The sequence below is a fragment of the Pseudomonas endophytica genome (genome assembly GCF_001411475.1).
Classification (GTDB): domain Bacteria; phylum Pseudomonadota; class Gammaproteobacteria; order Pseudomonadales; family Pseudomonadaceae; genus Aquipseudomonas; species Aquipseudomonas endophytica.
The window spans coordinates 46675-62441 of sequence record NZ_LLWH01000057.1 but is presented as its reverse complement, the minus strand read 5'-3'; the positions used below and the strand labels follow the sequence as shown (position 1 = coordinate 62441).

At 54.7% G+C, this 15767-nt stretch carries 13 protein-coding genes and 1 pseudogene; 7 read left to right on the top strand and 7 right to left on the bottom strand.

From position 1 onward, the window contains the following. Window positions 1–23 precede the first annotated feature (23 nt). Together AQS70_RS05750 and AQS70_RS05745 are read left to right on the top strand one after the other, a co-directional pair. Window positions 24–1016: an AraC family transcriptional regulator gene (locus AQS70_RS05750; RefSeq protein ID WP_082428041.1), complete on the top strand. Its 993-nt coding sequence runs from the start codon at window positions 24–26 to the stop codon at window positions 1014–1016. Window positions 1017–1168: 152 nt separating this feature from the next. Continuing rightward, window positions 1169–2206, top strand: a complete 1038-nt coding sequence (locus AQS70_RS05745) for a histone deacetylase family protein (RefSeq protein ID WP_055101941.1) — start codon at window positions 1169–1171, stop codon at window positions 2204–2206. A gap of 132 nt (window positions 2207–2338) precedes the next feature. On the opposite strand, the gene pdxR is transcribed toward AQS70_RS05745, so the two are convergent. Continuing rightward, window positions 2339–3886, bottom strand: coding sequence for a MocR-like pyridoxine biosynthesis transcription factor PdxR (gene pdxR, locus AQS70_RS05740; RefSeq protein ID WP_055101940.1), 1548 nt, complete (start codon window positions 3884–3886; stop codon window positions 2339–2341). A gap of 89 nt (window positions 3887–3975) precedes the next feature. On the opposite strand from pdxR, the gene AQS70_RS05735 reads away from it, so the two are divergent. From AQS70_RS05735 to AQS70_RS05725, 3 genes are read left to right on the top strand one after another with little or no spacing between them, the layout of a single operon-like run. Next, window positions 3976–4605, top strand: a complete 630-nt coding sequence (locus tag AQS70_RS05735) for an FMN-binding negative transcriptional regulator (RefSeq protein ID WP_055101939.1) — start codon at window positions 3976–3978, stop codon at window positions 4603–4605. A gap of 4 nt (window positions 4606–4609) precedes the next feature. Beyond that, entirely contained in the window at window positions 4610–5059 is a 450-nt protein-coding gene (locus AQS70_RS05730) for a GNAT family N-acetyltransferase (protein ID WP_055101938.1), read from the top strand. A gap of 17 nt (window positions 5060–5076) precedes the next feature. Next, entirely contained in the window at window positions 5077–5757 is a 681-nt protein-coding gene (locus AQS70_RS05725) for a GNAT family N-acetyltransferase (protein ID WP_055101937.1), read from the top strand. Window positions 5758–5813: 56 nt separating this feature from the next. Here the strand turns inward: AQS70_RS05725 and AQS70_RS05720 are convergent, their stop codons facing one another. After that, window positions 5814–6089, bottom strand: coding sequence for a helix-turn-helix domain-containing protein (locus tag AQS70_RS05720; RefSeq protein ID WP_055101944.1), 276 nt, complete (start codon window positions 6087–6089; stop codon window positions 5814–5816). A gap of 916 nt (window positions 6090–7005) precedes the next feature. On the opposite strand from AQS70_RS05720, the gene AQS70_RS05715 reads away from it, so the two are divergent. Beyond that, window positions 7006–7902, top strand: a complete 897-nt coding sequence (locus tag AQS70_RS05715; RefSeq protein ID WP_055101936.1) for a hypothetical protein — start codon at window positions 7006–7008, stop codon at window positions 7900–7902. Window positions 7903–8147: 245 nt separating this feature from the next. Here the strand turns inward: AQS70_RS05715 and oadA are convergent, their stop codons facing one another. Both oadA and AQS70_RS05705 read right to left on the bottom strand, forming a co-directional pair. Further along, window positions 8148–9956 carry a sodium-extruding oxaloacetate decarboxylase subunit alpha gene (oadA, locus tag AQS70_RS05710; RefSeq protein ID WP_055101935.1) on the bottom strand — a complete coding sequence of 603 codons (1809 nt, stop codon included), beginning with the start codon at window positions 9954–9956 and terminating at the stop codon, window positions 8148–8150. A gap of 11 nt (window positions 9957–9967) precedes the next feature. Next, entirely contained in the window at window positions 9968–11383 is a 1416-nt protein-coding gene (locus AQS70_RS05705) for an acetyl-CoA carboxylase biotin carboxylase subunit (protein WP_055101934.1), read from the bottom strand. Window positions 11384–11573: 190 nt separating this feature from the next. Between AQS70_RS05705 and AQS70_RS05700 the strand changes: the two genes are divergently transcribed. Further along, the gene (locus AQS70_RS05700; RefSeq protein ID WP_055101933.1) at window positions 11574–12536 is read left to right on the top strand and encodes a LysR family transcriptional regulator; all 963 of its coding nucleotides are present in this window, start codon (window positions 11574–11576) and stop codon (window positions 12534–12536) included. On the opposite strand, the gene AQS70_RS05695 is transcribed toward AQS70_RS05700, so the two are convergent. The 3 genes and pseudogenes from AQS70_RS05695 to AQS70_RS05685 form a co-directional block, all read right to left on the bottom strand. Continuing rightward, the gene (locus tag AQS70_RS05695) at window positions 12478–12690 is read right to left on the bottom strand and encodes a PA3496 family putative envelope integrity protein (protein ID WP_055101932.1); all 213 of its coding nucleotides are present in this window, start codon (window positions 12688–12690) and stop codon (window positions 12478–12480) included. The two genes, AQS70_RS05700 and AQS70_RS05695, sit on opposite strands and share 59 nt — an antisense overlap. 240 nt (window positions 12691–12930) lie before the next feature. Then, window positions 12931–13797, bottom strand: a complete 867-nt coding sequence (hexR, locus tag AQS70_RS05690) for a transcriptional regulator HexR (protein WP_048373728.1) — start codon at window positions 13795–13797, stop codon at window positions 12931–12933. Between the two features lie 156 nt (window positions 13798–13953). Then, window positions 13954–15633 (bottom strand): annotated as a pseudogene (locus AQS70_RS05685) (putative bifunctional diguanylate cyclase/phosphodiesterase); the annotation flags it as partial. Between the last annotated feature and the right edge of the window lie 134 nt (window positions 15634–15767).

Sequence of the window (15767 nt, the reverse complement as noted above, 5' to 3'; positions counted from 1 at the left end):
GTGTCCCCACGCAGGAAGCGAGCATGCTGCACTCACATCTCACCACGCTTAATGCGGTATCGCTGGTGCTCAGCACTTTCGAGGCCGAAGGCTTGCCGAGCGAGGCTTTATTGGCCGGTAGCGGCATACGGGCCGCGGACTTGAACCACGCTGACATCCGGATCACCACCAACCAAGAAATGCGCGTGTACGCCAACGCGGTCGCTCTACGGCGTGATATTGGCCTGGATTTAGGCCGTCGGATGCATGTGTCTTCCTACGGAATGTTGGGTTACGCCCTACTCACAAGTGCCACCTTAGGTGACGCTTTGCGCTTGGCTTTACGCTACCCGGCACTGCTGGGAACATTATTTGAGCTGAGCCTCAAGGTCGAAGGCGATCAGATTTGGTTTTGCGCAGACAACTACCATGAGGCCCCGCAGTTGGCGGTGTTCAACGCGCAGTTGTGCCTTGTCTCACTCAAGGTCATTTGCGAAGACTTGATCGGCCAGTCGCTGCCGTTAATGGCAGCACGCTTTGCCCACAGCCAACCGAACTATCACGCTCGCTATGAACACACCTTCAACTGCTCACGCCAGTTTGACGCGCCTGATAACGCGTTCGCCTTTGCTACACACTGGCTGGATTACCCGCTGCCTCTGGCCGATACCATCACCCACCAGGCCGTAGCCGAGCGATGCCGAAAGCAAAACTTGGAGTTCACCGGGCGGCAAACGTGGTTGTCGCGCATTCGTCAGTTACTCGCCGCCCAACTGAATGCAGCGCCGGGGCTTGAAGGCTTGGCGGAGCAAATGAACTGCTCGCCGCGCACCTTGCGCCGCCACCTGCACGACGCAGGGTGCAGCTACCAAGAGTTGCTTGATGAGTTGCGTTTTGAACGTGCCAAATTATTACTTCACGAAACCGAATGGCCGATCTATCGAATCGCCGACACGCTAGGTTTCAGTGAAACCGCAAGTTTTCGCCATGCGTTTGTTCGCTGGAGTGGCGTCTCGCCCAGCCAGTTTCGAGCCTGAACGAACACGGTGCGTTTCGCCCTGAAAAGGGGCGAATTATGGACAGCTATTTCGGCCATATTGATCTCCTTTTGGCCGCTCCTACCGTTCTCTCAATCGTCTAGGCCCGCAAAACTGTAGGCCATCGACCAAGCCTACGGAGAATAAGAAAAATGCTGACTATCTATTCTGACGACCACCATCTACACCACGGCCGCTGTGAGTTGATAGATGGGCAACTGCTGCCTTGTTTCGAAATGCCATCGCGTGCGGATCACATTCTGCAACGGGTTAAACACCGTGAGTTGGGGCTTGTGCAAGAGCCAAAAGATTTCGGCCGCGAGCCGATTCAGCGTATTCACAGCGAGGCCTACTTGGACTTTTTCCAAGGCGCCTGGGATCGCTGGCTCGAACATGGCAAAGATGGCGACTTACTCCCATACACGTGGCCAGCCCGCACCCTGCGCGCTGTTGTGCCCACCAGTTTGCATGGTCAACTGGGCTATTACAGCTTTGACGGTGGCGCACCCATCACCGCAGGCACTTGGCGCGCAGCCTACAGCGCAGCCCAAGTCGCTCTGACAGCACAGGCCGCGATCCAAAATGGCGCTCACAGCGCATTTGCCCTGTGCCGTCCGCCAGGGCACCACGCAGCCAGTGACTTAATGGGCGGTTATTGCTACCTCAACAACGCCGCTATAGCGGCACAAGCCTTCCTTGATCAAGGCCGTAACAAGGTGGCGATCCTCGACGTCGACTATCACCACGGCAATGGCACACAGTCGATTTTTTATGAGCGCAACGATGTACTGTTTACCTCGATCCACGGGCATCCTGAGGCAGAATTCCCGTTCTTCTTGGGCTATGCCGATGAGCTCGGCGATGGCGCGGGCGAGGGCTTCAACTTCAACTACCCGTTAGCTGCTGGCTCAGGCTGGGACCGTTGGAGCACCGCACTTGAACAAGCCTGCTGCGAGATCGAACACTACGAGGCTGATGTGGTGGTGGTGTCGTTGGGTGTAGACACCTTTAAGAGCGACCCGATTTCCCAGTTCAAACTCGACAGCCCGGACTACCTGCTCATGGGCGAACGCATCGCCCGTTTGGGCAAACCGACCCTATTTGTGATGGAAGGCGGCTACGCGGTAGAAGAGATCGGCGTGAATGCGGTCAATGTGCTGGAAGGGTTTTTGAAGGTTTCTAAGGGCTAAAGTTGCTCTAGGCTGCGATCTTTAAGATCAAAAGATCGCAGCCTGCGGCAGCTCCACAAGCGTCTAAAAACTAACGGTTGAGTCTGGAGCGAGCTTGCTCGCGATCTTTAAGGTCAAAAGATCGGTTGAGATTTATCGCCAAGCCCTTTTCAATCGCTCCAACGCCGCCCTGATATCCGCCTCGGGCACTGCCGCAAACCCCAGCACTAACCCCGCTCTTTTATCCACAGGCTCGACCGAGTCTTCCAGCCAATAACGGCTTAAACCATTAACCTCAACCCCAACCTGCTGGGCTTGCGCTAGCAAGGTTTGCTCACGTTCAAGGCTGCTAACAGGCACACTCAAGTGCAACCCGGCAACCACACAGGGCGCCGCCCCTAAACCTGGAATATCGGTTGGCCAATCCGCCAACAAGGCATTACGCCGCGCCAGCGCAGCACGGCGCATCCGTCGAATGTGGCGCTGGAAATGCCCTGCCGCCATAAACTCCGCCATCACCACTTGTGTGCTGACTTCCGAATGGCGCATGTCCAGCGCTCGGCGCTGAGCAAATGGCTCAATCAACGAAGGCGGCAATACCATGTAACCCAAACGTAACCCTGGAAACGCCACCTTGCCGAAGGTGCCAACGTAAATCACCCGCCCCTGGCGATCCAACGCCGCCAGCGGGGCCAGAGGCGCTCCGCTATAACGGTACTCACCGTCATAGTCATCCTCGATGATCCAGCCCTGAGTCCGCTCGGCCCACGCGAGCAACTCCAAACGCCGCGCTAGGCTCATGGTCACGCCTGTAGGGTACTGATGCGAAGGGGTTACGTAAGCCACGGTGCAATCGTTTAAACCCGCCAGCGCGGCGCAGTCCATGCCTTCCTGATCTACCGCCACGCCTTGTACATGCGCCCCCGCAATCGCGAAGGCTTTACCCGCTGCACGATAGCCGGGGTTTTCCACAGCCACACCACGTCCTGGCTCAACCAACAGCTGTGCACAAAGACTAATTCCCTGCTGGGCGCCGCTGGTGATCAAAATTTGCTCAGATGTGCAAGATAAACCTCGGGAAGTGCGCAAATAGACGGCAATCAATTCGCGCAGCCGCTCTTCGCCTGACGGGTCGCCGTAACACAAATAACGTAAATCGGGTTTACGCCAAAAAGCCGCCTGGAGCTTGCTCCAGACCTCAAAAGGGAACAAATCATAGGCTGGAATGCCCACCCTAAAAGCCCGTGGAGCGCCCTTCTCCGGCAATGACAAAGGATGTTGGATAACCCTCTCCAAAGCCGGGCTGTGGATAACTTTACTGGATGTAATTACAGGTAATTTGTCGCTTTTTGTGGATAAACCTGTGCATAACCCTGTTGAAAAGCCTGTGGGTAACTTGGTGGACAACTTTTTCAGCGGTAGAGCTTTTTCGGGTAATTGAGCCACGTAGGTGCCATCACCGACCCGCGCCTCGATAAACCCCTCGGCGTAGAGCTGATCGTAGGCGCGCACCACGCTGTTGCGTGAAACCCCAAGCGCTGCTGCCAAGTCACGACTGGCTGGCAGCCGCGAACCGCTGTTAAGGCGGCCGTCCAACACCCGCTGGCGCAACGCTTGATACAACTGCGCGCTCAAGCCTTTTTTCGGATCTAGCTCGATACCGGCCGCATTAAAAGCGATGGACAACCCTGAGTCAGGCATGAATTGGACCTACCGAAATGATCATTAATGGCTCTTACAACGAACCATTAGCCTGCCTAGGATGTAGCCATTCGCCAAGGAATACTTTCATGTACGTACCCCGCGCCTTCACTGAAAACGACACCGCCATGCTGCATCAACAGATGGAGGCTACGCCTTTGCCTGTACTGATCACCCATAGCAGCCAGGGCCTAATCGCCAGTCATGTTCCATTACTGCTCGCCCCCGATGAAGGCCCATACGGCACGTTGTACGGGCACCTTGCTCGGGCTAATCCGCATTGGCAGGTATTGGCTGAAGGCGGCGAAGCGCTACTCGTTTTTGCGGGAGAGCAGGCCTACATCAGCCCCTCTTTCTATCCCAGCAAAGCCGAACACGGGAAAGCCGTACCCACATGGAACTACTTGGCTGTACATGCTTGGGGCCAGCCCGAGGTATTCGACGATCCTAAACGTCTGCTGGCGCTGGTTAGCCGCCTCAGCCATAAACATGAAATCAAACGCTCTGAGCCATGGGCTGTTAGCGACGCGCCGACTGATTACATCGACAGCATGCTTAAGGCGATTGTGGGCTTCAGCCTTCCCGTCTCGCGGTTGATCGGCAAACGCAAACTCAGCCAGAACCGCAGCGTCGCCGATCAAGTCGGTGTGCGCGACGGGCTATTGGCAAGCGGCAATTCACACGAACACGCACTCGCTCAATTGATGACTAAGGAGTAATGACATGACCCAACAACTGCATATCAAACCCGCCACCGCCGCCGATCACGACCAGTGGCTGCCACTGTGGCAGGCCTACCTCACCTTCTACAAAACCGAATTACCCGCCGAGGTCAGCGAGTCAACTTGGCAGCGTTTTCTTGACCCAGCCGAACCCACACAACTGGCCATCGCTTGGCAAGCCGACAAAGCCGTGGGCATCGTGCAGTTCATTTATCACCGCTCCAACTGGAGCATCGGTAACTCCTGCTACCTGCAGGACCTATTTGTAAGCCCCGACGTGCGTGGCACCGGCGCAGGTCGTTTGCTGATCGAACACGTTTATGCCACCGCCCGAGACAACGACTGCACTAAAGTCCATTGGCTGACCCACGAAACCAACGCCACGGCGATCCACCTCTATGAGCGTATTGCCGAGCGCCCTGGCTTTATCCAATTTCGCAAAGCTTTGTAATAGAAATGGAGCCCGTGATGCCTGAATCTCTAGAACACTGGCAACCCGCCAAGCGCCCACACAAAGGCATCATTGAGGGGCGTTACATTCGTCTGGAAAAACTCGACCCAAAGCGTCATGGCGAGGATTTATGGCTTGCCTTTGAGGGACCTCAAGGCGATCCCAAGCTTTGGGATTACATGGGCTACGGCCCTTTCGGGGAGCGCGGGGTCTTTGAACAGTGGCTCAACAACAATGCCACCAGCCTTGATCCTTATTTCTACACCGTCATTGACCTCGCCACAGGGCAGGCCCAAGGCATTCTGAGCTTGATGTCCATCGTGCCCGAGCATGGGCGCATAGAGATCGGCCACGTCACCTTCGGCGCGCCGATGCAGCGCTCGCCAAAAAGCACTGAAGCCGTTTACCTGCTAGCCAAAGAATCTTTCGCCTTAGGCAATCGCCGCTTGGAATGGAAGTGCGACAACGGTAACGCCAGATCAAAGCGTACTGCGGTACGATTGGGGTACACGTACGAAGGCGTTTTTCGTCAGCATATGGTGATTAAAGGTAAAAACAGGGATACCACGTGGTACAGCATTATTAGTACGGAATGGCCCTCTATCGCGCAAGGCTTCGAAAAATGGCTGGCACTGGATAACCAACCAAAAAGCGGTCAAATCAAGACGCTTGAAGAATGCAGAGCTTTAACTGATTAAATTTTGATCAATACGCCCAGCAAGGTCTGTTGGGCGTTTTTGTGTTCTTAAGGGACTTAAAATTTTCTTGGCCGACGCACCACACCCATTTGCAGACCGAACGGTTTAAAGATGGCATTCAAGGATTTAAGGGTGGGATTACCTTCGTTGTGCTCGATTTGAATCAAAGTTCGGACCGAAATTTTGCACATCCCGGCGAATTGGGTTTGCTGCAGCGTAGTGACATCCATCCTCAAGCGCTTCACCGCTTCGCCTAGCGTGATCTTGCCTTGCGCCAGATCGGCCTCAATGCCCTCGATCTTCAGTTGGCGCACATCAATGCTCAGGGTCATTTCAGCGCCCATTCTTGCTGAAGCTCGTCCAGACTTTTTGATTCATCCTCACGCCTATCGTCACGTCCTGAAAGTGCAATACATTGCAGATAAACGAGGCTTTATTAAGAAAATCTGCATTAGCGTGCAGATATCATCTGCCAGATTTACGCCCCCAGCAAAGCAGGCCTGTTCTTAAATGCTTACCTCTGCGCTGAATATCGATTACTTAACGCGCTTACGATAAACAAATACTCTTTATCAAGGATCGCATACGTTACTTTCGGGTTTCACATGAAATAGTCACTTGGCCTTTAAGGACAACACAAATGAGAAACCTACGTCTTAAAAAACTCTGCTTTTCACTATTTTCAACGGATGTGTTTTAAGCACAAGTATCGTGCAGGCAAATGCTGTCAACCTAAACGTTCAAAACTCAACCCCTGAAGTTTTGCAACTTGTATCTAGCTCCCCTTCCGGAGTTTTCCCAGCCACTGTCGGGCCTGGACAGTCACTTCCGGTCTCATATGGTTTTGGGGGAACCTCTTCAGAAATGAGCGCTACCTACAAGCGTGTAGGGACTGGGACTACCTGTAGGTTTTCGGTTTCCCACGTAGTGTATGTATCCGGCCCACGCTTTGCTAAAAGCGCTGTATCAACCGGCGCAACATCTGCGACATGTCTTACATTTCAATCTCCTACATGGAGGATCCCCTACAACTACACGGCAACTTTCGCCTTTTACTATTAATACTTTAGGGCATCGATAATCCGGACTTTCTGAACAAATATGCGCAGCCAGCCAGTTGCAGATTAATTATTAAAGTTATCTCAACAGACTGTCGATGTACTGCTCGATACAGGCATTTAATGACTTCTAAAGAAACCCTATCTGCAAACCTGAGTTGCCGAGGCTTGCCGATTCAGAGGAATTGTTATGACCGAAATTCGAGCAGATTTTCTGATGAACAATCGGGCTATTGCCTTAGGCGTGACGACTAAGCGGGTTGATAACTCAGCCGCCGCAACCCCACAAGCTGCAGCAGCTAAAGCGATGCCCGCCGGTGCAAGTGTCAATGTGTCTTTATCTGCTGCCGCCCTAGAGATAACAGCCTTGTTACACCGCTCGGTGACCAGTAATGCCTCGGCGGCGGAAGGCTTTGACCCTTTGATGGAAGACCTTCACCTGCAACTCTCCACCCACGGCAAAGAGGCGCAGGCGCTGCAGGAGTTGCCTAAGGGGCAGACGCAGCAACGTATCGCCCTGTCTATGCAGGCGAGCAACTATCTTCTGACATCGCTCTACGGCGGCGAAAAGCTGCACCACACCGCCACCTCTAACAATCCATTCAGGGCACTAGACAGGCTTTCACTTTCAAATATTGCCTTTGATGCTTCAGGCTCATTTACCTCGATCGAACGTCAGGTCGCGTTTCTGGATTTGACAGCGCGCGATATTGAGTTTCGCAACCAGACATTTGATCTACCTGACCCGCTAAACGGCAAAGACTTCAAAACGCCGTGGAACACTCTCGCCAGCCACCTGAGAGATGCCCAGATGGCGGCCGGAATGAGCGAGGGAGAACGTACATGGCGTGGCTGGATGCCAGCCCATGAACTGCATGCACACGCACAGTCAGTGCTGGATCGCCAAGCCATCGACAAAGTGGACTTTCCCACTTACTCGAACCTCAAGAGCTCTGGCGATGCTGTGCTGACGGCGGTGGTTGATAAAGAAGGCGTTAACACCTGGATCAATATCCCCGTAAAGCAATTAATCACCCAAGGGCTGCACCTTGGCCTGATCGAGTCCGCCCTCGACCAAACGCTTTAAACGCGCCTGCTGTCACCAAGCGCGCACAGCATCAATGCGTATTCAAAACGTCAAGCGATTTGTCTACGTATGCTCGGGCCAGATCACAAGCGATGCGAATTTTCTCGGAAGTTTCTGTGGACTGAAAGGGAAACGTCGTACGAAATGCCTGATTTCACCCTCGCCTAGAGGCGGGGTCAAGTCTCGGGTAAAAAAAGGGGAGCACATGCTCCCCCGAGGTTTAAAACGTTTGGATCAGAGGCGTATCAGGCTTCGATTTCGATCAAGATTTCGCCTGGATTAACGCGATCGCCTTTGATGACGTGGATGGTGACGATTTTGCCGGCGATAGAGGCCTGCACTTCAGTTTCCATTTTCATGGCTTCGGTGATGAGCACCGATTGGCCCGCCTTGACGGTGTCGCCCACGCTGACCAGCACGTCGACGATATTGCCCGGCATGGCGGTGCTGACGTGGCCCGGCTCGCTGGCTTGTTTGCGCTTGCTGGAGGCGCCGCCGACGAATTCGTTGAGCGGCTCGAACACTACTTCTTCCGGCATGCCGTCAATGGACAGGTAAAAGTGGCGCTTGCCTTCGGATTTAACGCCCACACCGGTAATGTCGACGCGGTAGCTTTCGCCGTGTACGTCGATTACGAACTCAGTCGGTACGCCTTCACCGCCCGCTTTGCTCACACCTCCCGCTTCCGGGATCGGCAGCAGCACTTCTGGAGCCAAGGTCCCCGCCTCACGCTCTTCCAGGAACTTACGGCCAATGTCCGGGAACATTGCGAAGGTCAGCACGTCTTCTTCAGACTTAGCCAGCGCACCAATTTCGCCACGCAACTTGGTCATTTCTGGCTTGAGCAGATCAGCAGGGCGTACGTCGATCAGCTCTTCGTTACCAATGGCTTGACGGCGCAGTTGCTCATTCACAACGCCCGGCGCTTTACCGTAGCCGCCTTGCAGGTAGAGCTTCACTTCGTTGGTGATGGTCTTGTAACGCTCGCCCGCCAGTACGTTGAAGAATGCCTGCGTGCCCACAATTTGTGAGGTCGGCGTGACCAGCGGCGGGAAGCCTAGGTCTTCGCGCACACGGGGGATTTCTGCCAGCACTTCGCTCATGCGGTTCAGTGCGCCCTGCTCTTTGAGCTGGTTGGCGAGGTTGGAGATCATCCCGCCTGGCACTTGGTTGACCTGCACACGTGTGTCGACGGCGGTGAATTCGCTTTCAAACTGGTGGTACTTCTTACGCACCGCGTAGAAGTACAGGCCGATTTCTTGCAGCAACGCCAGATCAATACCAGTGTCGTATTCGCTGTCCTTGAGGGCGGCAACCATCGACTCGGTACCAGGGTGGCTGGTGCCCCAAGCGAAGCTGGAGATGGCAGTGTCGATGTGATCTGCGCCGTTCTCAATCGCCTTGAGCTGGCACATGGCAGCCAATCCAGCCGTGTCGTGGGAGTGGATGAACACCGGCAGGTCGATTTCAGCCTTCAATGCTTTGACCAGATCGCCAGCGGCAAACGGTGTCAGCAAGCCCGCCATGTCTTTGATCGCGATTGAGTCGCAGCCCATGGCTTGCATTTGCTTGGCCTGAGCCACGAACGCGTCAATGGTGTGCACCGGGCTGGTGGTGTAAGCAATCGTGCCTTGGGCGTGCTTACCCGCGGCTTTTACCGCTTCGATGGCGACGCGCAGGTTACGTACGTCGTTCATGGCGTCGAAGATGCGGAACACGTCGATCCCGTTAACCGCCGCCTTAGCGACGAAGGCTTTGACCACGTCATCGCTGTAGTGGCGATAGCCGAGCAGGTTCTGCCCCCGCAGCAGCATTTGCAGGCGGGTGTTAGGCAGCGCCGCACGCAGTTGACGCAGACGCTCCCACGGGTCTTCTTTAAGAAAGCGCACGCAGGCATCAAAGGTCGCGCCGCCCCATACTTCCAGCGACCAATAGCCGACTTTGTCGAGCTTGTCGCAGATGGGCAGCATGTCTTCGGTACGCATGCGGGTGGCCAGCAGAGACTGGTGAGCATCACGCAGGATGGTGTCGGTTACAAAAATTTTCTTGGACATTGTTTTATTCCTCACAGGCCCGCGTGGGCGGCGATGGCGGCGGCGATTGCCAGGGCCAGCTCTTCGGGTTTGCGCTTGATCGAGTAGTTGGTCAGTTCTGGATGGCTTTCTACGAAGCTGGTGTTGAACTGGCCGCTACGAAATTCCGGGTTACGCAGGATTTCCTGGTAATACGCGGCGGTGGTTTTGACCCCTTGCAGACGCATGTCGTCGAGGGCGCGCAAACCACGGTCCATCGCCTCTTCCCATGTCAGTGCCCATACCACCAGTTTCAGACACATGGAGTCGTAATACGGTGGAATGGTGTAGCCGGTATAGATCGCCGTGTCGGTACGCACGCCAGGCCCGCCGGGCGCGTAGTAACGGGTGATCTTGCCGAAGCTGGGCAGGAAGTTGTTTTTCGGGTCTTCAGCGTTGATCCGAAATTGCAGGGCAAAGCCTCGGTGCTGAATGTCTTCTTGTTTGATCGACAGCGGCAGGCCAGAGGCGATGCGGATTTGCTCGCGCACAATGTCGATACCGGTGATTTCTTCGGTGATGGTGTGCTCCACCTGCACCCGGGTATTCATCTCCATGAAATACACCTCGCCCTCGGCGAGTAGGAATTCCACAGTACCGGCGTTTTCATAACCCACGGCCTTGGCTGCGCGCACGGACAAATCGCCGATGTAGGCGCGTTGTTCCGGGGTCAACTGAGGGCTCGGGGCAATCTCGATGAGTTTTTGGTTGCGGCGCTGGATCGAGCAGTCGCGCTCAAACAAATGCACGACGTTGCCAAAACTGTCACCGAGGATCTGCGCCTCAATGTGCTTTGGGTTGACGATGCATTTTTCGAGGAACACTTCAGCCGAACCAAATGCTTTAGTGGCTTCGGAAATGACGCGAGGGAAGGCTTGTTCCAATTCTTCACGGCTGTTGCAACGGCGAATACCACGGCCACCACCACCAGACGTGGCTTTAAGCATGACTGGATAACCTATACGGTCACCTTCGAGCAGTGCTTCGTGGATGTCTGCCACGTTGCCTTCAGTACCCGGCGTGACCGGCACTCCGGCTTTAATCATGCTGCGGCGGGCTTCTGTCTTGTCGCCCATGCGGCGAATGACTTCTGCCGCAGGCCCGATGAACTTGATCCCACGCTCGGCACAAATGTCAGCCAATTCGGCGTTTTCTGATAAGAAACCGTAGCCCGGATGCAAGGCATCGCAGCCGGTTTCAACCGCCAAGTTCACCAGCTTGCGCGGGTTCAAGTAGCCGGCCAGCGGGTCTTCACCAATGCTGTGCGCCTCGTCTGCGCGCTTTACATGTAAAGCGTGACGGTCAGCGTCGGAATACACCGCTACGGAGCGAATGCCCATCTCTGCGCAAGCACGCACGATACGGACGGCAATTTCTCCGCGATTGGCGATCAGGATCTTTTTTATCACTTGGATTTTCCCTAAAGCCCATGGAACAAACGACCTGCTAGACCAGGTCCGCACGTGTCCAAATGTGTCTGAACCGTTGCGTTGTCACACTATCCCTCCCCATGAATAAACAAAAATCAATAATTCTTGGGTCATGCATTAGTAAAGACTTATAGTCAGCCAATCCAAAAGCCTAAGGGCGACGAATAAAATGCGTAAGTCATTGATGCGTATAACTTTTAGACAGCTTCAGGTGTTCAATGAAGTCTGCGATTTACGCTCTTACAGCCGGGCGGCAGAAGAAATGTCGCTGACGCAACCCGCCGTAAGTCTACAAATTCGACAGCTAGAAGAGCTGATTGGCCAGCCGTTGTTCGATTATGTGGGCAAAAAGTTGTACCTGACCGAAGCAGCTGAAGCGCTTAAGCTGGCCAGTCGAGATATTTTCGGGCGCCTCGAAAACCTCGATATGCAGCTGTCAGACATGCTCGGCTCTTTGCAAGGCCAGTTGAAATTGGCCATTGAATCGAGCGCAAAATATTTCGTGCCGCACTTGTTTGCCGCGTTTAAGCGCCAGCATCCCGAAGTCAATTTGCAACTCACGGTGGTCAATCGGGCGCAGGCGGTGCGCAGGCTCTCGGACAATCGCGATGACTTGGTGATTATGTCGATGGTGCCGCTGGACATGGGCTTGGAATTTCTGCCGTTTTTGAATAACCCCATCGTGGCTGTCGCAGTGGCTGACCATCCGCTGTGCGACCGCGGCCCGCTGCGCTTGCAAGACCTTGAGCCGTATACCTTGCTGATGCGTGAGCAAGGTTCAGGGACGCGCATGGCCTGTGAGGAGTACTTCAAAGAGAAGCGTGTGCACTTCAATCAAACGCTGGAAGTGTCATCCAACGAATCGCAACGCGAGTGCGCAGTGGCCGGGTTAGGCGTGGCGCTGTTAACGCGCCACGCCGTTAGCCTAGAGCTGGCGACTGGCCTACTGCATGAGCTGCCAGTCGAAGAGTTGCCGCTGTATCGCAGCTGGTGCGTGGTACAGGCTAAAGCCAAGCGCCTGTCACCGGTAGCGCATGCGTTCCTGGCGTTTGTTCGCAGTGAACGCCAGCAAATCAGCGCGCTGGTTGAGCGTTTCGACGGTCACTTACCGGCGAAGTCTGCCAGTAATTGAGCGCCCCAAGGTCGGGGTAATCGGCGGTTTCCAAGCGCAGTTGGCGCTGGCTCGCAAGGTCTTCAATCGCACGACGAAAGGCCATGCGGCGCTGGTCTTCTTGTTGACGGCGGGTTTTGACGGCGCTGTTGCGTTCTTCGTAAGGCTGAGCCATTTCGAGTCTCCCAAGGCGTGTACGGGAGTTTCACGATGGACGCAATTTGTGACGACTTGGCGAACGCGCGATGACAGGCGGATGAACGGTGACCCGGTGCATTATCTGTAAGGGCGAGCTCGCGATCTTTTGATCGCTAAAAACAAAGATCGCAGCCTGCGGCAGCTCAGCCCATCGTTGGGATTTTTTGTGTCGTCATCTGGGCGCACGAATGCTGGCGCGCAGTTGGCTTGAGGGGGGTTAATCTTCGTGGCTTTTGAGCGATTTGGGCGACAAGCGCAAACTGCGCAGGCTGCGCTTAACGCTTTTAAGGTGATTGACCAAGCTCGGGCCGCGGGCCATAGCAACACCCATCGCCAACACGTCAATCACCACCAAGTGGGCGATACGCGAGGTAAGCGGGGTGTAGATCTCGGTGTCTTCGTGCACGTCAATTGCCAGGTTTACCGTCGCCAGTTCAGCTAATGGCGTTTGGCTTGGGCACAGCGTAATGAGGGTTGCGCCGCTTTCGCGCACTAGGTTGGCGGTGATCAACAAGTCTTTGGAGCGACCGGACTGCGAGATACAAATCGCGACGTCTGTCGGCTTTAAGGTCACCGCCGACATGGCTTGCATGTGCGGATCGGAGTACGCGGCCGCCGTCAGCAATAGTCGGAAAAACTTATGCTGGGCGTCGGCGGCTACAGCGCCCGAGGCTCCAAAACCATAGAACTCAACCCGTTGCGCTTGTGACATGGCGGTCACGGCCTGCTGCAACGCCACCGGATCAAGCTTCTCGCGCACATCCATCAAGGTGTGCAGCGTGGTATCGAAAATCTTCAGGCTGTAGTCCGCAACCGAGTCGTCTTCATGGATCGCGAACTGACCAAAGCTGGCGCCCGCAGCCAAGCTTTGCGCCAGCTTGAGTTTTAAGTCTTGGAACCCGGAGCAGCCAATCGCCCGGCAAAAACGCACAATGGTCGGTTCGCTGATACCGACGCTATGCGCAAGGTCGGCCATGGAACTGTGCATTACAGCCGCAGGATCAAGCAGCACGTGATCGGCGACCTTGAGTTCCGATTTACGTAACAAGTGGCGTGACTGGGCAATATGTTGCAGCAGGTTCAAAAGGCAGGACTCGGTCTGGAAGCGGCGGGCGCCGGGGATGTAGCAATCTTGTAGTTATACTACAAGAATTCGTTTTTTGCCCAGCCAATACGTTGTTACAACGGCCATGACAATCATCAAATGCCGTGTTTCTAAGGCTTGCCGCTTTTTTTACCACTACCCAATAGCGCTTCCAGCACGCAATAAATCCCCCATGGCTAGGGCATTCGTCGGGCTGCTGATCAAGAAACCCTGCACTTCATCGCACTGTTGCGCCTTTAAAAAATCCAGTTGCACCTCGTTTTCAACACCCTCGGCCACCACTTTCAAGTCAAGGCTATGGGCCATGGCAATAATCGCCTTGGTGATGGCATCGTCTTCTACACAGCTGCCAACGCCACGGATAAAAATCTGGTCGATTTTTACGTAGTCCACAGCAAAACGCTTGAGATAACTGAGCGAAGAGTGGCCCGTACCAAAATCATCAATGGCCAGCTTCACACCCAACGCGTGCAGTTGCTGGAAGGTGGCAATCACGAACTCAACATTGTCGAGTAACTGACTCTCCGTTAATTCAAGCTCCAAGTTATGCGGCGTTAGCCCGGTGTCTTCAAGTACTTGGCGCACCAGGCTGACCAGGTTGCCTTGACGCAACTGCTGACCTGACAGGTTGACCGACACCCGAATCGGCGCCAGCCCCGCACGCTGCCACTCAGCGGCTTGTGAGCACGCTTCACGCAGTACGAACTCACCGATCAGGCTGATCAAGCCAGTTTCCTCAGCCAGCGAGATAAAGTCGCTCGGCGATACGCTACCCAACTGCGGATGATCCCAGCGCACTAAGGCTTCAGCAGCATTTAGACGCCCTGTTTTCAGACAGAGTTTGGGCTGATAAAAAACACTGAGCTGGCGCTCGGCAATAGCCTTGCGCAGTTGATTTTCTAGCTGCAAACGCTCAAGGGTGCTGTGTTGCAGGCTATAGCTGAAAAACTGAAAAGTCCCGCCACCCATGTGTTTGGCCTGGCGCATGGCTTTATTGGCTTGGCTGACCAACCGCGCGGTATCTTGAGCGCTGTCTGGTAACAGACTGATACCTATTGATGCGCTGATGACTAACTCATGGCCATCAATGACTAACGGTCGGCTCAGTTTGCCCAGTAGCCGGGTAGCAACCCGCGCCAGACTGGTCAGGCTGCCGTACGCATCGAATAACACGGCGAACTCATCACTGGAGATCCGCGCAATCGTGTCGGCCTCTGGCAGCGCCTTAGTCAGACGTCGAGTGATTTTTTGCAGCACTTGATCTGCCAACTCTGGCCCTAAGCTGTCATTGAGCAGCTTGAAGCGATCAAGGTCGATATGCAGCAGTGCTAAATTACGCGAAGTGCCTTGGCGAATACGCTGATTGGCCTCTTCTAGGCGCTCTTTGAACAACAAACGATTAGCCAGACCCGTCAATTCGTCAAAATGTGTCAAATGACGTTCCCGCGCTTCAGCAAGACGCCGCGCCGAGAGGTCCGTGATAAAAGCCACGATATGGCTAACTCTACCGGCACTGTCACGCACCACCTTAAGTTGCAGCCACTGAGGATAAAGCTCGCCGTTTTTGCGGTTTTCGACCAGCTCACCCTGCCAATTATCGTGCTCATTGAGCGAAGCCTGGATGATCGTGAAATGCCTACTCGCATCCCGCGTACAGGCCAACTCATCGACTCTGCGCTCGACCAGCTCTGCAACCGCATAACCACTGATCCGACTGAACGCCTGATTGACCGCCAGCATTTTGTAGGAGGGGTCAAGAATGACAATACCTTCGCTGGCCGCCTCAAATACCGTCGAAGCCAGCCGACGCTGCTCAACCTCGCGGGCGAGCTCTGCGTTCAAATGTTCACTGCGCACATTGGCTTGCTGCAAGTCTAGGAACAAGCCCTTATGGTGCTCGAGACGTTCTTTGCGACGCTGAATAACCAGATTGATTTGCCAGATAAACG

Bases quoted from the DNA above. Each gene is read 5' to 3' on its own strand.
- AQS70_RS05700 (WP_055101933.1), top strand. From the start codon at position 11,574: ATGCGTAAGTCATTGATGCGTATAACTTTTAGACAGCTTCAGGTGTTC.
- AQS70_RS05735 (WP_055101939.1), top strand. From the start codon at position 3,976: ATGTACGTACCCCGCGCCTTCACTGAAAACGACACCGCCATGCTGCAT.
- oadA (WP_055101935.1), bottom strand. From the start codon at position 9,956: ATGTCCAAGAAAATTTTTGTAACCGACACCATCCTGCGTGATGCTCAC.
- AQS70_RS05750 (WP_082428041.1), top strand. From the start codon at position 24: ATGCTGCACTCACATCTCACCACGCTTAATGCGGTATCGCTGGTGCTC.
- AQS70_RS05720 (WP_055101944.1), bottom strand. From the start codon at position 6,089: ATGACCCTGAGCATTGATGTGCGCCAACTGAAGATCGAGGGCATTGAG.
- AQS70_RS05715 (WP_055101936.1), top strand. From the start codon at position 7,006: ATGACCGAAATTCGAGCAGATTTTCTGATGAACAATCGGGCTATTGCC.
- AQS70_RS05730 (WP_055101938.1), top strand. From the start codon at position 4,610: ATGACCCAACAACTGCATATCAAACCCGCCACCGCCGCCGATCACGAC.
- AQS70_RS05745 (WP_055101941.1), top strand. From the start codon at position 1,169: ATGCTGACTATCTATTCTGACGACCACCATCTACACCACGGCCGCTGT.
- AQS70_RS05725 (WP_055101937.1), top strand. From the start codon at position 5,077: ATGCCTGAATCTCTAGAACACTGGCAACCCGCCAAGCGCCCACACAAA.
- AQS70_RS05695 (WP_055101932.1), bottom strand. From the start codon at position 12,690: ATGGCTCAGCCTTACGAAGAACGCAACAGCGCCGTCAAAACCCGCCGT.
- pdxR (WP_055101940.1), bottom strand. From the start codon at position 3,886: ATGCCTGACTCAGGGTTGTCCATCGCTTTTAATGCGGCCGGTATCGAG.